This window comes from Fulvimonas yonginensis, from assembly GCF_037137055.1.
GTDB lineage: Bacteria > Pseudomonadota > Gammaproteobacteria > Xanthomonadales > Rhodanobacteraceae > Frateuria_A > Frateuria_A yonginensis.
Genome location: NZ_JBBBNY010000001.1, coordinates 572,313 through 587,088, shown reverse-complemented (window position 1 = coordinate 587,088; position 14,776 = coordinate 572,313). Strand labels below are relative to the sequence as shown.

General features: G+C 63.9%; 13 protein-coding genes. 6 read left to right on the top strand and 7 right to left on the bottom strand.

What is annotated here, in order from left to right:
• Nucleotides 1-319: 319 nt before the first annotated feature.
• The 3 genes from WAT24_RS02580 to WAT24_RS02570 form a co-directional block, all read right to left on the bottom strand.
• The gene (locus WAT24_RS02580) at nt 320-1,219 is read right to left on the bottom strand and encodes a recombination directionality factor (protein ID WP_336806255.1); all 900 of its coding nucleotides are present in this window, start codon (nt 1,217-1,219) and stop codon (nt 320-322) included.
• A 212-nt stretch (nt 1,220-1,431) separates the two neighbouring features.
• A complete protein-coding gene (locus tag WAT24_RS02575) occupies nt 1,432-1,854 on the bottom strand; it encodes a hypothetical protein (protein ID WP_336806254.1) in 423 nt (140 codons plus the stop codon).
• Between the two features lie 120 nt (nt 1,855-1,974).
• Nucleotides 1,975-2,532, bottom strand: a complete 558-nt coding sequence (locus tag WAT24_RS02570; RefSeq protein ID WP_336806253.1) for a DUF4339 domain-containing protein — start codon at nt 2,530-2,532, stop codon at nt 1,975-1,977.
• 294 nt (nt 2,533-2,826) lie between these two features.
• Here WAT24_RS02570 and WAT24_RS02565 point away from each other — a divergent pair, with 294 nt between their 5' ends.
• Nucleotides 2,827-3,174, top strand: a complete 348-nt coding sequence (locus WAT24_RS02565) for a helix-turn-helix domain-containing protein (RefSeq protein ID WP_336806252.1) — start codon at nt 2,827-2,829, stop codon at nt 3,172-3,174.
• An 82-nt stretch (nt 3,175-3,256) separates the two neighbouring features.
• Here WAT24_RS02565 and WAT24_RS02560 read toward each other — a convergent pair whose 3' ends face one another.
• The 3 genes from WAT24_RS02560 to WAT24_RS02550 all read right to left on the bottom strand — a co-directional run bounded on the left by WAT24_RS02560 (nt 3,257) and on the right by WAT24_RS02550 (nt 5,781).
• Nucleotides 3,257-4,234: a YqaJ viral recombinase family nuclease gene (locus WAT24_RS02560; protein ID WP_336806251.1), complete on the bottom strand. Its 978-nt coding sequence runs from the start codon at nt 4,232-4,234 to the stop codon at nt 3,257-3,259.
• An 87-nt stretch (nt 4,235-4,321) separates the two neighbouring features.
• Nucleotides 4,322-4,825, bottom strand: coding sequence for a JAB domain-containing protein (locus tag WAT24_RS02555; protein WP_336806250.1), 504 nt, complete (start codon nt 4,823-4,825; stop codon nt 4,322-4,324).
• Nucleotides 4,825-5,781, bottom strand: coding sequence for a DUF932 domain-containing protein (locus tag WAT24_RS02550; RefSeq protein WP_336806249.1), 957 nt, complete (start codon nt 5,779-5,781; stop codon nt 4,825-4,827). The genes WAT24_RS02555 and WAT24_RS02550 overlap by 1 nt, the downstream gene beginning before the upstream one ends.
• Nucleotides 5,782-6,280: 499 nt before the next feature.
• On the opposite strand from WAT24_RS02550, the gene WAT24_RS02545 reads away from it, so the two are divergent.
• On the top strand, nt 6,281-7,741 hold the full coding sequence (locus tag WAT24_RS02545) for a DUF6035 family protein (protein WP_336806248.1): 1,461 nt from the start codon (nt 6,281-6,283) through the stop codon (nt 7,739-7,741).
• A gap of 337 nt (nt 7,742-8,078) precedes the next feature.
• Here WAT24_RS02545 and WAT24_RS02540 read toward each other — a convergent pair whose 3' ends face one another.
• Nucleotides 8,079-8,453 (bottom strand): hypothetical protein, encoded by a 375-nt coding sequence (locus WAT24_RS02540; protein ID WP_336806247.1) that lies wholly within the window; start codon nt 8,451-8,453, stop codon nt 8,079-8,081.
• A gap of 621 nt (nt 8,454-9,074) precedes the next feature.
• Between WAT24_RS02540 and WAT24_RS02535 the strand changes: the two genes are divergently transcribed.
• The 4 genes from WAT24_RS02535 (at nt 9,075) to WAT24_RS02520 (ending at nt 14,752) form a co-directional block, all read left to right on the top strand.
• Nucleotides 9,075-10,862: a copper resistance system multicopper oxidase gene (locus WAT24_RS02535; RefSeq protein ID WP_336806246.1), complete on the top strand. Its 1,788-nt coding sequence runs from the start codon at nt 9,075-9,077 to the stop codon at nt 10,860-10,862.
• A gap of 296 nt (nt 10,863-11,158) precedes the next feature.
• The gene (locus WAT24_RS02530; protein WP_336806245.1) at nt 11,159-12,286 is read left to right on the top strand and encodes a copper resistance protein B; all 1,128 of its coding nucleotides are present in this window, start codon (nt 11,159-11,161) and stop codon (nt 12,284-12,286) included.
• A 13-nt stretch (nt 12,287-12,299) separates the two neighbouring features.
• On the top strand, nt 12,300-13,397 hold the full coding sequence (locus WAT24_RS02525; RefSeq protein ID WP_336806244.1) for a c-type cytochrome: 1,098 nt from the start codon (nt 12,300-12,302) through the stop codon (nt 13,395-13,397).
• Between the two features lie 65 nt (nt 13,398-13,462).
• Nucleotides 13,463-14,752: an acyltransferase family protein gene (locus WAT24_RS02520; protein WP_336806243.1), complete on the top strand. Its 1,290-nt coding sequence runs from the start codon at nt 13,463-13,465 to the stop codon at nt 14,750-14,752.
• The last annotated feature ends 24 nt before the right edge of the window (nt 14,753-14,776 follow it).

Sequence of the window (14,776 nt, the reverse complement as noted above, 5' to 3'; positions counted from 1 at the left end):
ATGATCGACCGGCTCCGAAGAGCGGTCGGGGGCTATTCCAACCATTTCCGTGAAATACCTCGCCGGAGAAAAATTCAAGATTCTTGCAGCCCGTATCGCGTTGCTCTCTCACCAGCTATGCAGCAAAAAAAAACAGCGACTTAGCATCAGGAGGGACGCTCAGGCGTCCCTCCTCCTCTCTTCGTTATCGTGTCATCCCCGCTCCGACCTCCCCGCCGCACCAGTTGCGTTTTGCTGCAGGAGCTTGACCAACCCGTACAAGGCCAAGCCATACACCACTGCACCGCCTATGGTTGAAAACATCGCCACACCTCCTCCGCTATGCACGGTTCGTTGCAGCGGCTACGCGAGCGTCCAGGCGACTTTTCAACCCGGATTCGACGCATGCGCCGACGTCAGCGGCTCGATCAGCAGCCCCTGTGGAGAAGAACTCCTCCACTACCGCTGAGCCATCTTCTTCGAGCTCTTCAAAGGCGCCGTTGGCGAAGCCGCGGTGTGCTGCTTGGTCCAACGCTTTTTGGTCGACACCCGCCTCGCGGCGGCGCTTGGCAAGCTGCTTCGCATCCGCGACAGCCTGCTCCATCGACAGCCCTGCCCGAAGTACTAAATCCACGTAGTAGATCGGTGTTCCAAAGCTCATGGCGGTGGACTTGCCCCGCAGCTTGAGCTCCAGCGGCAGGCAGGCAAGGTTCCCGTCTGACACCGCGTGGAGGTACTCCAGCCGGGCTGCGAGCGTGCGGATGGTGTTGTAGGAGGTCGTCCGCAGGACGAAGCTGCCGAGCTCATCGCTCGCTCCGCCGTCTACCAGTGCATGCAGGCGGGCATAGGGCTTGCACTCTCCTTGGGCGAATCCGCACGCATCCGCTCCGGGGCAAGGCAGTTGCTCGACGCCATCCTTGCCGCGTCGACGGCAGGTCTCTCCGTTGCCGACGCACATCGGCCGACCTTTGTTGCGATCGAAAAGCGAGTAGTCGGCGCGCAGGTTGAGAGCGGGGTCATTGAACAGCATCTGCACGGGAATCGACCGCAATTTCCCGCCAGCGGCCTTGCGCAACTCGTCGTCCAGCGGATGTAGCACCCAGCCGTCGCGCGTCTGCACCTGGGTGGTGAGAGTGAATTGGTCGTCCTTCTCGGGCAGCCGCTTGCCGTTGCGCTCGACCACGCGGCCGATGGATATTCGCCCGATGGCGGGCGGGGTAATGGCGAGGCCCTTGAGCATGGTTGTTCTCCTCGTGGATTTTGGGAAATGAAAGAGGTGCAACGCGGGCACGCGCACAGCCGCTACATCCGTGCTTTGGGAACGCTCGGCGGAGGCGTTCTGATTTGTGCCGCCTGTGTGCAGGTTTTTCAGGGATCAGAAACGCCAAGAGCCCGGCATGCCGGGCTCTTGGGTTACTTGACGCTGGTGAAAGCCTGACGGCTGCTTGGGTTTCAGAAGCCCGGAGCTTGCTTGCCTTCCTTGCACCAACCCGTCCATTCGTCGAGCTGGTCCTGGGTAACCACGGCATCCTCGCCGGCGTCCTTGCGATAGGCACCAACCCAGTGGTCGACGCACTGGTCCGTATCGGTGGTGGAGGGGTTGCTTAGGGCGGCTTCGAAGTCCGCCAAACTCTGCTCGGCAACGGCCGGGTTGGCGGCTTGGGCTTGGCTGGTGGCCATGTGGTTGCCAATCAGCAGGCAGATCCCGCCCAGCACCCATGCGCCCACCATCAGGAACCACCATTGCCATAGCTGGCGCTTGGTTGGGGTGATCTTCTTCTTGCGCAGGCGGATCCGGTTAGCGATGCCGAACCCGAAAAAGAACCAGCCAACGATCGTCAGGATCGTGCTCAGTCCGGTGAAAAACTCAGCCATTGTTATGCTCCATGTCACAGTGGGTTAGACCCATGCGCGCGAGCGTCATGGGGTGGTGCCTAGAGAGGCATCAGGAACGAAGAGAAGCGGATGCGCGGGCCGCGCATCGCGAGGAGACCGTCAGGCGATCATCGTGAGGACGAAGCAGACCATCCAGACAATGAAGTAGCCGAGGCTCTGATTCAGCGCCTTGGCGCGCTTGTACAGGTATACCGGCACGAGCCAGGCCATAGCCTTGAATTTGCCGGTGTCGTAGCCGGCACGGTTGAGTCGGCCTTCGTCGAAATACGACAGACCAACATTCAGGGCGAGGGTGATGAACCAGTACTTCGAGTCGCTCATGGCGGCATCCGCCGCGCTGTCGCTGCTGTTGATCGCGTACGCGAAGGCGCTTTCAAGGATGTAGCCGATAAGGGGCGCGAACGCGAGCGTCCACACCACGCCGTTGCCGATGTGCCTTCCCGTGATCGGGGGCGGCGCGACGCGCTCCAGGTGGATCCGCAGTTCGCTGTCCTCGACCTTCAGCCACTCGGGGAAGCCTGCTTTCCAAACCAGCGTGCCGTAGGTGACGGCACCCTGCTTGATCAAGGCGAGCATGCCGTCTTCGATGATCGGCCCCTTGCGTTGCCCATCTGTTTCATAGAACCAGCTCACCGACTCGGTGTTTGATGCGTCCATTTGCACTCCTTTGGCGTGGGTTATGGGTGACGGTGAAAAGCGCCCGTTGTCGGACGCACGGAAAAGGAGCCATGGCGTGGCCATGGCCCTCGCAACGGGATGAAAGAGTCAGCGAGAGACGATCAGCTGCAACGGCAACATGCCGCTCGTGTGCGCGACGCAAGACATGTCCCCTGGCTGCTTCAGGCCGCATAAGGCCTGCTCGTCGTGTGATATATACTGTTTCAGTATAGTCTGTCGCACGATACAGGCTTGCGCAATGCTGAGGGCTGTCAGACCGAGCCCTGTCGCCTCTTGTCCAAGCCCATTGCATCCATCTTTGCGACACGCCTGAAGGCCGCACGCGATATGCGTGGTCTGTCCCAGCGCGCGCTTGGAGGACTGGTGTCGGAGAGCAAGAGCAACGGAAGCGTCCGCATCAACCGGTACGAGCAGGGCGTCAATCGCGCGGACATGGACACGGCGGCAGCACTGGCCGAGGCGCTCGGTGTCCCGCTCGCCTATCTCTTCGCCGAGAAGGACGACCAGGCCGAGTTACTCCTCGCGTTCGCAAAGCTGCCCAGCGGGGATCGCGCCAAGCTGGTTGCACTGGCGAAGCAGATGGCCGAAAAGCGCGACTGCAAGGGCGGCAAGTCCGGCTAACGGCATGGATCCAGGGCGCACACGCGCCCCGGCCCCTGTTGTCGCCACTGGATTCGATGCGTGATTCGCGCCATCCGGGCGGTCACGCCGCAGGATGCGGGGTCACCACGAAGCGTCGCGCGCCGGGCCTTGTCACGAGGTACTGAGCCGCAAGATCCGGATGGTCCAATGCCAGACGTTTCACATCCCAGTTGGTGCCGTCCTTCGCGCCCTTGTAGGTGACCTCGCCGCGGCTGAAGCAGGCTTTGCTGGCTTCCCCCATGGCTTGCTGGATGATCTGCTTGAGCCGCTCGGCTTCCTGCCCCTTGGCATCCAGTTCTTCCCTCAGCGACACCAGGGTATTGAAGGCGCCATCGAGGTCCGTGTTGCCCGTGAAGTCGAGCACCGTGCCCTGGTCACGATAGAGCTGACGCAAGGCCTTCGCTGAGGATTCACTGCCATCGGCCGGTGGCGGCGTGTCCGTTTCCACGTGCTCCCAGAAGCGCGTCTCCAGCAGCGTCAACCGGCCGATGAGCTCGTCGTCGCGTTCGATGCGATGCACTTCCAGTTGCTGGCCGCAGAGCAGTACAGCGACATCGGCCGCCTGTTTTCCGGTGACCGCCAGCTGGTGCTGGACCTGGAGTTGCACATAGTCCGGCACGCCGTCCTTCCAGAGTCGTGCACCAAACTCGCCGGCGGTCTTGCACTCGAGAATCTGGACGTCGGGGTCTCCGACGATCTCCCGATCGAGGTTGGCGAGCAAGAAAGGAAACGTGGGGTGTTGCAGAACCGCATTGACCTTGCGCACCTTGCGGCCGGTCCTGCGCTGGTAGGCCGCTGCGACATAGGGCTCCAGCAAGGTGCCCCAGTAGCACGGATCGTCCATGTCCTGGGCCACGTCTTGCTGTTCAACTACGCGCCCGGTCTTGTCCATCCACAGGGCCAGCGGGCTCTTGTAGGGATTCAGGCCAACGGCCGCCGCGGCGTCCGAGCTTCCTATGCCCCCTCGGCGCACCTCCAACCACTGCTGCCGGTCGAGCGTGCGCGTGTCGACCAATCGCAACGCTGCTTGCTTCTTCATGTGTCCTCTCCTGAAAAAGAACGCCCGGCCATGGGGCCGGGCGGTATGCCGCTTCCTCTGAAGGAGCGGAGCGACTTGTAGATCGCGTTACATCAGGCCGCGGGTGGCCATCGAGACCACGTCCGTAGCGGTCACCACGAAATGATCGAGTACGCGAATATCCACCAGGCACAGCGCCTCCCTCAAACGTGAGGTCAACACCCGATCCGCAGCAGATGGCTCGGGATTTCCGCTGGGGTGGTTGTGCGCCAACATGACTGCCACTGCGTTCAAGGCCAGCGCGCGCTGGACCACCACGCGTGGATGCACTTCGGCTCCGTCCACGGAACCGGAGAACAGCCGTTCCACCGCTATGAGCCGGTGGCGGTTGTCGAGGAAAGCGACCTCGAAGTGCTCCCGGCCCTCCTCGCCCAGTCGCAGGCGAAAGAACTGCCCGGCGGTCGGCGGATCCTTCATGAACTGCCCCGGGGTCAGCGCCCTTGCCGACAGGATGCCCAGCGCCTGTGCGATGAGGGCATCCTGCTGGTCTCGGGAGATGGCTTCGCGGGTGGTCACGTGCTCGACGGGTTTCCTTGCCGCCACGGCGCGCATCAGGCCACCCCCTTGACCAGTTCATCCCACGCCCGCTGCTTGATCTGCGCGCCCTGGCCAAACCATGCCGCATCCCGGCGGTGGTCCTCGGTGCGAGCTCGCCGGTGGTGGTCGACGAACTCGGTGACGCTGTTGAGCAGGCCCCAGGCCGTCCCGCGACTGGAAGCCATCTGGGCACCCCGGCCACCGCCTTCGTACAGCGCCCGCACGTTGGCCACGGCCTGTTCGTTCACCACAGCAATCCGGCTGTCCTGCCCCGGATAGGTCAAGACCCGACGGAGCAGGCCTTCAGCCGAATCCGGATCCACCGGCTTGTCGACGAGGGCCTTCATGCGTGCGACGAACCCGTCCCAGGACGACACGGTGATGCCGAGCTGGCGCTTGACCGCTTCGGCATCGAAGTGGCTTCGGTGCGGCACCTTGATGGCGCCTTGCCCATGGCCAATCGCGATTTGCAGCGTGTTGTTGCAGACGACCCGCACGCTGGTGAACTGCGCCGTGGTGGCCAGCGTGCCATCGCAGGCCGTAGCGAGCAGCAGGTAACCCTCGACCTTGTCCTTGCCGCGCAGCGTGACGCTCTGACCTGTACGGGCCAGGGCCCAGAACTTGCGACCCTCGCGCAGCACGCCGGCCGTTTCCAGCTCGAACCCGCCCACCTCGGTCAGGTCACGGTAGAACTCCAGAATCTCGCCCGGCTGGACGACCTGGAAACGCTTGGAGACCACCGCCAGCGGTGCCTTGGTATCCGAGCGGTAGAGCACCTTGTGGCTCGGGAAGGATTGGATCACCCCCAACCCCTGGTTCCCCACCACGTAGCGCACGTCGGCGTCCTCGATGGACCAGTTCATGCCGGCGCGCTCCCTCCAGACCTCGATGGGCTGGCCGGCTTCGAGTCGGTTGCCCAGGCCGTGCCACGGTTTCTCGCCTCGATAGGCGATCGATTCGACCAGATGCATGTTCAATTCCTCGTTTCAGACGGCATAAACGCCGAAGGCCCGGTTTCCCGGGCCTTCGGCGAGTCCTGCTTAGTTAGATGGGCTCAGGGAACCTTGTTGAGGTTCCCCGAGCAGCGAACGAAGCCCAGCAGCAGTGCGGCGGTCACCACCAGGACGCACGTCAGCGGGTCGGGTTTTTCAGGAATCATGGAATTACTCGGTGGAATGGGAGCATCAGAGCGGATGTCCCCTACGCGAAGCGAGAAGCTCCTCGCCTCGTGTAGGTGATATAGATCTGAAATATCTTTGTTTAGGAAACGCCTGCCTCAGACCAGCAGTTGAGGGCTAGGCGATGCAAGTTTTCATGCCCGCGAATTTGCCTGCCCTTACAGCGGCCTTCTTCCCGGAGGAGGAAAGCATCGCCTACCTGCAGGGGCTCATCGCCGCCCGCAGACACTAGCCGGCTTCGTCTCGCGCTGTGAGACCTGTCCCTAGCAGGATGGCGTCAGGAGGAACCGCAATGACCCGCCTCGCTGCGCTTGCCGCCAAAGATCAGACCCATCCCCACGTGCTGGACCGGCAGTCGGGCCTGTGGGTGTCGCTCGAAGCCTTCCTTGGCGACGGGGACTACGGCGACATGGTCGAACGCAAACGCGTGGCGCAGAAGATGGTCCTGATCAAGGAGGGCCGCCCGCAATACGTGTGCCCTTGGTGTGGCCAGGGCATGTTCCTCGCTTCGCTGCGTATGCAAGACAAGGTCAGCGAGCAGTTCTACTTCAAGCACCTCTTTGAGAACACCGCCTGCTCGGGCATCGTGGGCAAAGGCGACCGGGCGATCTGCGCCCAACGGTTCAACGGGGCGAAGGAAAGCGAGGCGCACAAGCGCTTCAAGGCGCGCGTGCTGGAAAGCCTCGACGCCGACCAGGCTTTCTCGGACAGCGAGTCGGAGACCCGGTTCGTCAGTGCCGACGGCACGCGCTGGCGCCAGCCCGACGTGCAGAGCACCTGGAACGGCGAACAGGTGGTGTTCGAGGCACAGCTGTCGACCACCTTCCTGCACGTCATCACGCAGCGGATGTCTTTCTACGCGCACGAGGGCGTGCGTCTGCTGTGGCTCTTCCGGGACCTCGACCCCGCCCACTTCCGGCTCACCGAAGACGACATCTTCTACTCGAACAACCGCAACGGCTTCCGGGTAACCGAGGAAACGGTGGCCCTCTCCAAGGCCAGCGGACGGTTCGTTCTGGAATGCGTGTGGGCTGTGCCGACGCTGGTGGGTGGGACAATCGAGAACCAGCTGGAAACGCAGACGGTGTTCTTCGATGAGCTGAAGCACGACGTTAGCGCCCATGGCGTTCCTCGCTCGTTCTTCTTCGACTACGACGCCGAGAAGGCCAAGGTCGCACAGGCGTTGAAGCACCAGCAGAAGCTGGCCCGTGAGCAACCGCTCCGTGATGCGCTGGAAGCGTTCTATCTGGACCTCTGGGGCCACAAGCTGCCTTCCCTAGAAGCCATTCAGGAGCGGTGGCAACCCCTCGTAACGCAATTCGCCCGGCAGGGCCTGGCTCTGCCAGCGACGCCACGGGCGGATGGAGGACCACACATCTACCTGCAGGCCGCCTACTCGGCCAAGAACGGCCGGTCCGTGTGGAGCGGCCACTCGAACCTGGTGGAGCTGAGCCACCACGTCTTTGAGCAACGGAAGGAGACCCTCTGGATCTACCGGCTCATGCTCGAGGCCTATGGCCGCCACGAACACATCCGGCGCCACGACCCACAGGGAAAGTGGGCGAGAAAAGCCGCGAAATACCGGGAGCGGATGCGCCAAGGGGACCCCGCCTACCTGCCTAACCGGAAGTTCGACGCACTGCTGGCCTTCCTGTTTCCGGAAGTGGCGGACACGCTGGTGAAAGCACCTCGCGACGTCTTGCCCCCCCCACCGCGCGCCGGGCAACGGGTGAACCCCCGCCTGCCTGCTTGACCAGCGGTTCAAGTTGCCAGGCTGACCACGCCCCGGCGAATTTTCGACGGGCAGCGGATAGCGGCCGCTGCCCATGTCGAACAGAAAGCCCGCCACGGCACCCAGATCGTTCGATAACAAGTTGCGATGTGACTCGTTGAGCGTCATCACCTGTCGCCGCATCGTGAGATAGCTATCCCAGCGACCGAGACGAGCTTTCGCCCCCATCAGCGCGTTTTAGCCGTTGAGTATGGCCGTGTTGAACGGCATGGCGAGAGTGGGGTGCAGGAAATACAGAAGATTGGCTGCCGCCGGCCCCAAGCCCTTGATGGCATGCCCATCCAGCGTGTGGACCGCCTCAACCAGCGCCTGTTCGCCATCCCCAGCACAGACACGTCTGCAGGAATCGGCCGAACGCCCGTTGATGCGCGGGATTTTCGTAGATGTCCGGAATCCGCAGCTTCGGTTTCCACAGGAACGCGTGATCGGCCCCTTTGAAAATCTGACGCTGCTCGGCGATCGAGTGCACGACGGTCTCCAGCGATGAGCCGCGGTACGCCGTGCCAAAGGTCCCGGCATCGATTTCTTCTACCACCGCTTGCAGGCCGCGACGGATGGACCGGAAATGCTTCAAACGCCTTTCCCACAGGAACCAGCTCTGATATGTGCCGCCAGGATCGGCGCGCCAGCGTTGCAGAAGCGCGTGGATGGTCTCGAATGAAAGTGCGGACATTCCCTCTCCTCAATGCGGCATGAAGCTCGTCCAGCGCGTCGCTGGCTACCCGGCGAGGCGCATGAACCCTACTCCATGGTTGAGTCGGTTGCCGCGCCGGCTTATGGTACCGGAGCCATGATGCCTGCCCTCCACCAAATTCAGCACTCTCGTCGCCTTCGGGTGATTGGGTTGCTGGCGTGGTTTGCACTGGTCCTCCAGAGTTTTGCAGCCATGGCCCAGCCGCCAACTTCTCCGGCGATGACCGCGACCGCGATGTCGATGTCGATGGCAAGCCGCTCCCCGACGCACGCCCAACATGCGATGGCTCCGGTCTCACAGGACGTATGTTGCGCTGACCACATCGCCGCGAATCACTGCACGTGCGCATCCATGTGCGCGAGCGCGCTGCTTCTTTCACGCATCGGCCTGCCTGCTGCATTGCCGATGCCCCCGCGTTTTGGTCACCTTCGTGTGCCCCATGCGCCGGCCGTGGCGATGACGCCACCCCTGCGACCGCCGTCCGTCTGACTCTGCGCTGCATGACCTCTGTGGTGCGTTGAGCCTCAGGCTACACGCCCGCGTTCTTTACGATTCACGAGGCATGGTCCGTGCCCGTGGATGCGCAGATGGAGTCCCCCTATGAATCCTTTCCTTCCTCCCGACGGGGTGGATCGTTCACGCCGTCACTTCGTGCTCGGCCTGGCGGCCGGTGGTACCGCGGCCGGCCTCGGGCTGCTGGCGCCCGGCCGTGCCTGGGGCGCCGCCGGCCCGGCGATGCCCGCCTCGGCGATGCCGCGGCTGCGCGGCGACACCTTCGACCTGACCATCGGCGAAACCCCCGTCGACTTCACCGGTGCGCGGCGTATCGCCACCACCATCAATGGCAGCCTTCCCGGCCCGATTTTGCACTGGCGCGAGGGTGACACCGTGATGCTGCGCGTGACCAACCGGCTGGCGGTGCCTACCTCGATCCACTGGCACGGCATCCTGCTGCCGTTCCAGATGGACGGCGTGCCAGGCATCAGCTTCCCCGGCATCGCGCCGAGCGAAACCTTCACTTACCGCTTCCCGGTGAAGCAGAGCGGCACCTACTGGTACCACTCGCATTCGCGCTTCCAGGAGCAGTCCGGCCTGTACGGTGCGATCGTGATCGACCCGGCCGGCGGCGAGCGGCACCGCGTCGATCGCGACCACGTGGTGATGCTCAGCGACTGGAGCGATGACGATCCGGAGCACATCTTCGCCACGCTCAAGCGCCAAAGCGATTACTACAACTTTGCCGAGCCGACCGCGCCGGAGTTTTTCCGCGACGTGCGCACCATGGGCCTCCAAGCAGCACTGGCCAAGCGCAAGATGTGGAACACCATGCGCATGAGCCCGAGCGACTTGAGCGACGTGTCGGGCTACACCTACACCTACCTGATGAATGGCACGACGCCGAACGGTAACTGGAGCGGCCTGTTCCGGCCCGGCGAAAAGGTGCGCCTGCGATTCATCAACGGCTCGGCGATGACCTATTTCGACGTGCGCATTCCCGGACTGAAGATGACCGTGATCGCCGCCGACGGTCAGGACGTGGAGCCGGTGCCGGTGGACGAGTTCCGCATTGGCGTGGCCGAGATCTACGACGTGCTGGTGGAGCCGCAGGAAGACCGCGCTTATACCGTGTTTGCCCAGTCGATCGATCGCACCGGCTACGCCCGCGGCACGCTGACGCCGCGTCTGGGCATGCAGGCCGAGGTACCGGCGATGGACCCGCGTACGCGCCTGGCGATGGTCGACATGATGGGCGCCATGGCGATGGGGAATGGCGGTCACAGCGGTGGTGGCATGCAGGGCATGGACATGTCCGGCATGTCCGGCATGTCCGGGATGTCCGGGATGGACATGGGTGGGAACAAGGCGCCCGCCGTCCACCACGCCCGTACCGAGTACGGCCCCAGCGTGGACATGCACGTGGACATGCCGCGCACCAACCTGGACGACCCAGGCGTGGGCCTTCGCGACAACGGTCGGCGGGTGCTGACCTACGCCGACTTGCACACCATCGGTGGGCCGATCGACCGGCGCGAGCCCGGCCGCGAGATCGAGCTGCACCTCACCGGCAACATGGAGCGCTACATGTGGTCTTTCGACGGCGTGCCGTTCACGGATGCCAAGCCGGTGCATTTCCGCGCCGGCGAGCGGCTGCGCGTCGTGCTGGTGAACGACACCATGATGCCTCACCCGATCCACCTGCACGGTATGTGGAGCGAGCTGGAGAATCCCGACGGCGCGTTCCAGGTACGCAAGCACACCATCAGCGTGCAGCCCGCGCAGCGGGTCACTTATGCCGTGAGCGCCGATGCCGTGGGGCGCTGGGCCTACCATTGCCACATGCTCTACCACATGGAAGCGGGCATGTTCCGCGAAGTGGTGGTGTCATGAGGCGGGTCAGCACCTTGCAACACCCGCTTCGCACGGCGCTCGCTATCGCGCTCGCTGCCGGCGGTGCGGTGGCATTGCCGGTCGCCGCGCAGTCGGCGCCCGGCTCGTCCACTTCATCATCCAGCAGTGCGTCCCAGCCCATGGGCTCGATGGATATGAGTTCGATGGACATGGGCTCCATGGACATAGGCGGCATGCCGATGCCCGCCAGCACGTCCAGCACGAGGGCTCCGGCAGCATCCGAGCCGACTCGCTCCGGGAAAGGCGATCGCATGGCTAGCATGGACCATGGGGCCATGTCCGGCATGCAACACTCCGAATCCGTACCGGCGACCTCATCCAGCAGCCCGCCTTCATCCATGAGCTCGATGGACATGGGTGGCATGGACATGGGCAACATGCCGATGCCGGCCAGCGCGTCCAGCACCCCGGCAGCAGCCGGGGCCAGCCCTGCCGCAAAAGATGGCGACATGGCCGGGATGAAGCACGGCCAAATGCCCGATCCCGCCACTGCCGCCAAGGCACTCTCGACAGGGACGATGGACATGGGCTCGATGGACATGGGCGGCATGCAGCAGGGGGCAATGCCCGGGATGGACCATGCAGACCATGCCAAAGGCGCGCGTCCGTCGGCGTCGTCGTCGATGTCTGGGATGTCGGGCAATGCTTCCGGCGACAGCATGTCCGGCATGGCGATGGGCGCCATGCAGGGCGGCAACGCCCCGCCGGATGCACGCAGCCCCGATTACTCCGACGGCGTCGGCTACGGCGACAGGTCGGGCATGGACATGGTGCCGCCCAAGGTGGGGCGACTGCTGCTGGACAACCTCGAAGCGGTGCACGGGCGGAACGCCAACGGCCAGGCCTGGGAGCTGCAGGCCTGGTATGGCGGCGACACCGACAAGCTGTGGCTGCGCAGCGAAGGCGAGCGCAGTGCCGGACGTCTCGAAGACGGCAGTGCCGAAGTGCTGTGGAACCATCTGATGGCGACCTACTGGTCGACCCAGCTGGGCGTTCGACGGGACATCGGCGTGGACCCCGGGCGCACCTGGGCCGCCTTTGGCGTGGAAGGCCTGGCGCCGTACTTTTTTGACGTGGAAGCGACGGCCTACGTCGGTCAATCGGGTCGAACCGCAGCGCGCTTTCGGGCCACCTACGACGTGCTGTTCACCCAGCGGCTGATCCTCACGCCGGAGTTCGAGCTCAACGCCTACGGCAAGGCCGACCCGGCGCGTCGCCTTGGCGCCGGCGTCTCCGACGCTTCGCTGGGGCTGCGCCTGCGCTATGAGATCCGCCGCGAGTTCGCGCCATATGTCGGCGTGAACTGGGTGCGCCGCTTCGGCGCTACCGCCGGTTACGCGCAGCGCGACCATCAACCCGTATTCGACCCGCAGTTCGTGGCGGGCGTGCGCATTTGGTTCTGAAGGGGAATCCATCATGAAAAAACACATCAAGCATCACAGCATCACCGTCGTCGCCGTTCTGGCGGTTCTCGCGCTGGGTGCCGGGGCGTTCGTCTACTCGGGCCTCTACAACATCGGCGCCGACGATCACCACACCAAACTCGTCCATTCGGCCTTGCAGACCTTGCGCGAGCGCTCGATCCATGTGCGCTCGCAAGACATCAAGGTGCCCGACCTGGAGGACCCGCAACTGATCCTCAAAGGTGCCGGCCAGTACGCGGCCATGTGCACCCAATGCCATCTCACACCCGGCCAAACCGATTCAGAGATCCGCCCCGGGCTGTACCCGCAGCCGCCCAACCTGGCGCAGGAACGGGTCGATCCAAAAGATGCTTTCTGGGTAATCAAGCACGGCATCAAGATGAGTGCGATGCCGGCCTGGGGTTTCAGCCATGAAGACCCGGCGATCTGGAGCATGGTCGCGTTCCTGCAGAAGCTGCCGGACATGACGGCGGCGCAATACAAGGACATCGTCGCCCGGGCACCGCCGGATGAGGACATGGACATGGGCGGCGATGGCGGCCACAGCCACGGTCATGGCGATGGCGCCCCAGCGGCACCGGGCATGCAGGACATGCCTGGCATGCCCGCCCACAGCGATGGCGCCGCCACTGACGCGGATGACCATCATGCTGCCGCTGCACCGGCCGCCGCTGCGCCGCTTTCGTTCGATGGCATGAAGCCCGGCGCGGCGCCGGAGGCCGAGGCCGTGGCGAAGTCGTTCCAACAGGCGCTGCAGCGTGGCGATCGCGATGCGGTACTGGCCCTGCTGTCACCGGAGGTGACCATCAGCGAAAGCGGCCAGACGCAGTCGCGCGAGGCGTACGCCGCCGATCATCTGAGTGGCGACATCGCCTATTTGAAGTCCGCCACCGTGACGCCGGTGTCGCGGGCCTCCATAACGATGGGCGACACCGTCATGGTCGGCAGTGAAAGCACCATCGTCAGCGGCGCGAAGGACAAGCCGAGCACCGTGAGGAGTCGCGAGTTGCTCACGCTGAAGCAGCATGGAAAACAGTGGAAAATCACCGCCATCCAGTGGCAGTCCGTGGCGCAAAGCACCCCGCAGTGAACGGAGCCGCCCGATCGCCTTGGGTGAGGTTTGAAGATTTTTTGGCGGCGTCGTAGGACACGGACATGGCCTTTCTGCAGTACCGCCAAGCGCTGGAGCACACGCTTCGGGGTAACTCCCTGGGGCTTTCGCCGCAGGCGATCTCGCAAACCATCAGCTTCGCGCGGATCGTGCTGATCATTGGGCTGGTGTTTCTGCATTACGAGCAGTATCCCGACGTGAGCGCCAATCCGTTCTCGGGCATGGAGGCGTCGGGGCATCGGCTGGCCACCTTCGTCAACAGCTTCACGCTGTTCTTTTTTTTCAGCGTGGTGCCGCTGCTGAGCATGGTGTCGGGGTGGCTGTTCTACTCGTTCGACGCCGGCAACGCTTCGGCCAGCCTGCGTCACCGTATCGGTCGGCGGTTCACCTCGATTTACCTGCCAATGGTGTCGTGGAACGTGCTGTACCTGGCCGTGCTGGCCCTGCTGTTTGTGTGGAATCCGGCCTATCCGTTGCTGGGCCAGATGAACATCCGGCTCGGCCACGCCAGCGCGATGGATTTCGTCAACGCGATCTTCGGCATCACCGCCCATCCGGTCGGCTTCCAGTTCTGGTTCGTGCGCGATCTGTTCGTGACCGCGCTGGTGAGCCCGCTGCTCTGGCTTTCGCTCAAGCACACGCCGTATCTGGGCATGGCGTTTCTCGGGGTGGCGTGGATCATCGGCAGCGATCTGCTGATTTTTTTCCGTACCGACGTGGTGTTCTTCTTCTATCTGGGCGGATTCTTGCGCATCCGCCGCGTTCCACTGCACATCGGACGTACGACGAGCTGGTGGTTGCTGGTGGCTTACCTGGTGGTGGTCACGCTGCGCACCGTGGCGCCGCTGTTCATCGATCTCGGTGCGCATCGTCCCGAACTGCTCACCGCCGCTACCCGCTCGATGCGGCTGCTGGGCGTGCTCGCCTGCTGGGGCTGTTTTCAGCAGTGGGCGCAGACCCGCACGGGCGCAACCATCGCCCGGTTTGGCGGCTTGGCGTTTTTTCTCCATTCGGCGCATTACCCGCTGATCGCCGAGGTCAAGATTCTGCTGTGGCCACTGCTGCCCTCACATGCAGACGGGTGGCTGATCGCGCATTACGTGGCAAGCGTGGCGATTACCGTGGCCATCGGCATGTCCGTGGGGCTGCTGCTGGCACGCCGGCTGCCATCGGTGTTCGCGCTGATGAACGGCGGTCGGCCGGGAACCGGCCCGCAGGGCGCGCAAAAAAAGCTGGCGCCGACCAAGCAGGCGCATGCAGCACCGGCGGCTGGCCGGGCCATCGACACGGTGACGGCGCAGCCACCTTCGGCGGAGGATGCGCCCAACTCGTAGGCGGCACAGCCAATCGCTGTGCAT

Bases quoted from the DNA above. Each gene is read 5' to 3' on its own strand.
- WAT24_RS02560 (WP_336806251.1), bottom strand. From the start codon at position 4,234: ATGAAGAAGCAAGCAGCGTTGCGATTGGTCGACACGCGCACGCTCGAC.
- WAT24_RS02570 (WP_336806253.1), bottom strand. From the start codon at position 2,532: ATGGACGCATCAAACACCGAGTCGGTGAGCTGGTTCTATGAAACAGAT.
- WAT24_RS02580 (WP_336806255.1), bottom strand. From the start codon at position 1,219: ATGCTCAAGGGCCTCGCCATTACCCCGCCCGCCATCGGGCGAATATCC.
- WAT24_RS02520 (WP_336806243.1), top strand. From the start codon at position 13,463: ATGGCCTTTCTGCAGTACCGCCAAGCGCTGGAGCACACGCTTCGGGGT.
- WAT24_RS02540 (WP_336806247.1), bottom strand. From the start codon at position 8,453: ATGTCCGCACTTTCATTCGAGACCATCCACGCGCTTCTGCAACGCTGG.
- WAT24_RS02525 (WP_336806244.1), top strand. From the start codon at position 12,300: ATGAAAAAACACATCAAGCATCACAGCATCACCGTCGTCGCCGTTCTG.
- WAT24_RS02545 (WP_336806248.1), top strand. From the start codon at position 6,281: ATGACCCGCCTCGCTGCGCTTGCCGCCAAAGATCAGACCCATCCCCAC.
- WAT24_RS02555 (WP_336806250.1), bottom strand. From the start codon at position 4,825: ATGCGCGCCGTGGCGGCAAGGAAACCCGTCGAGCACGTGACCACCCGC.
- WAT24_RS02530 (WP_336806245.1), top strand. From the start codon at position 11,159: ATGTCCGGCATGCAACACTCCGAATCCGTACCGGCGACCTCATCCAGC.
- WAT24_RS02535 (WP_336806246.1), top strand. From the start codon at position 9,075: ATGAATCCTTTCCTTCCTCCCGACGGGGTGGATCGTTCACGCCGTCAC.
- WAT24_RS02550 (WP_336806249.1), bottom strand. From the start codon at position 5,781: ATGCATCTGGTCGAATCGATCGCCTATCGAGGCGAGAAACCGTGGCAC.
- WAT24_RS02575 (WP_336806254.1), bottom strand. From the start codon at position 1,854: ATGGCTGAGTTTTTCACCGGACTGAGCACGATCCTGACGATCGTTGGC.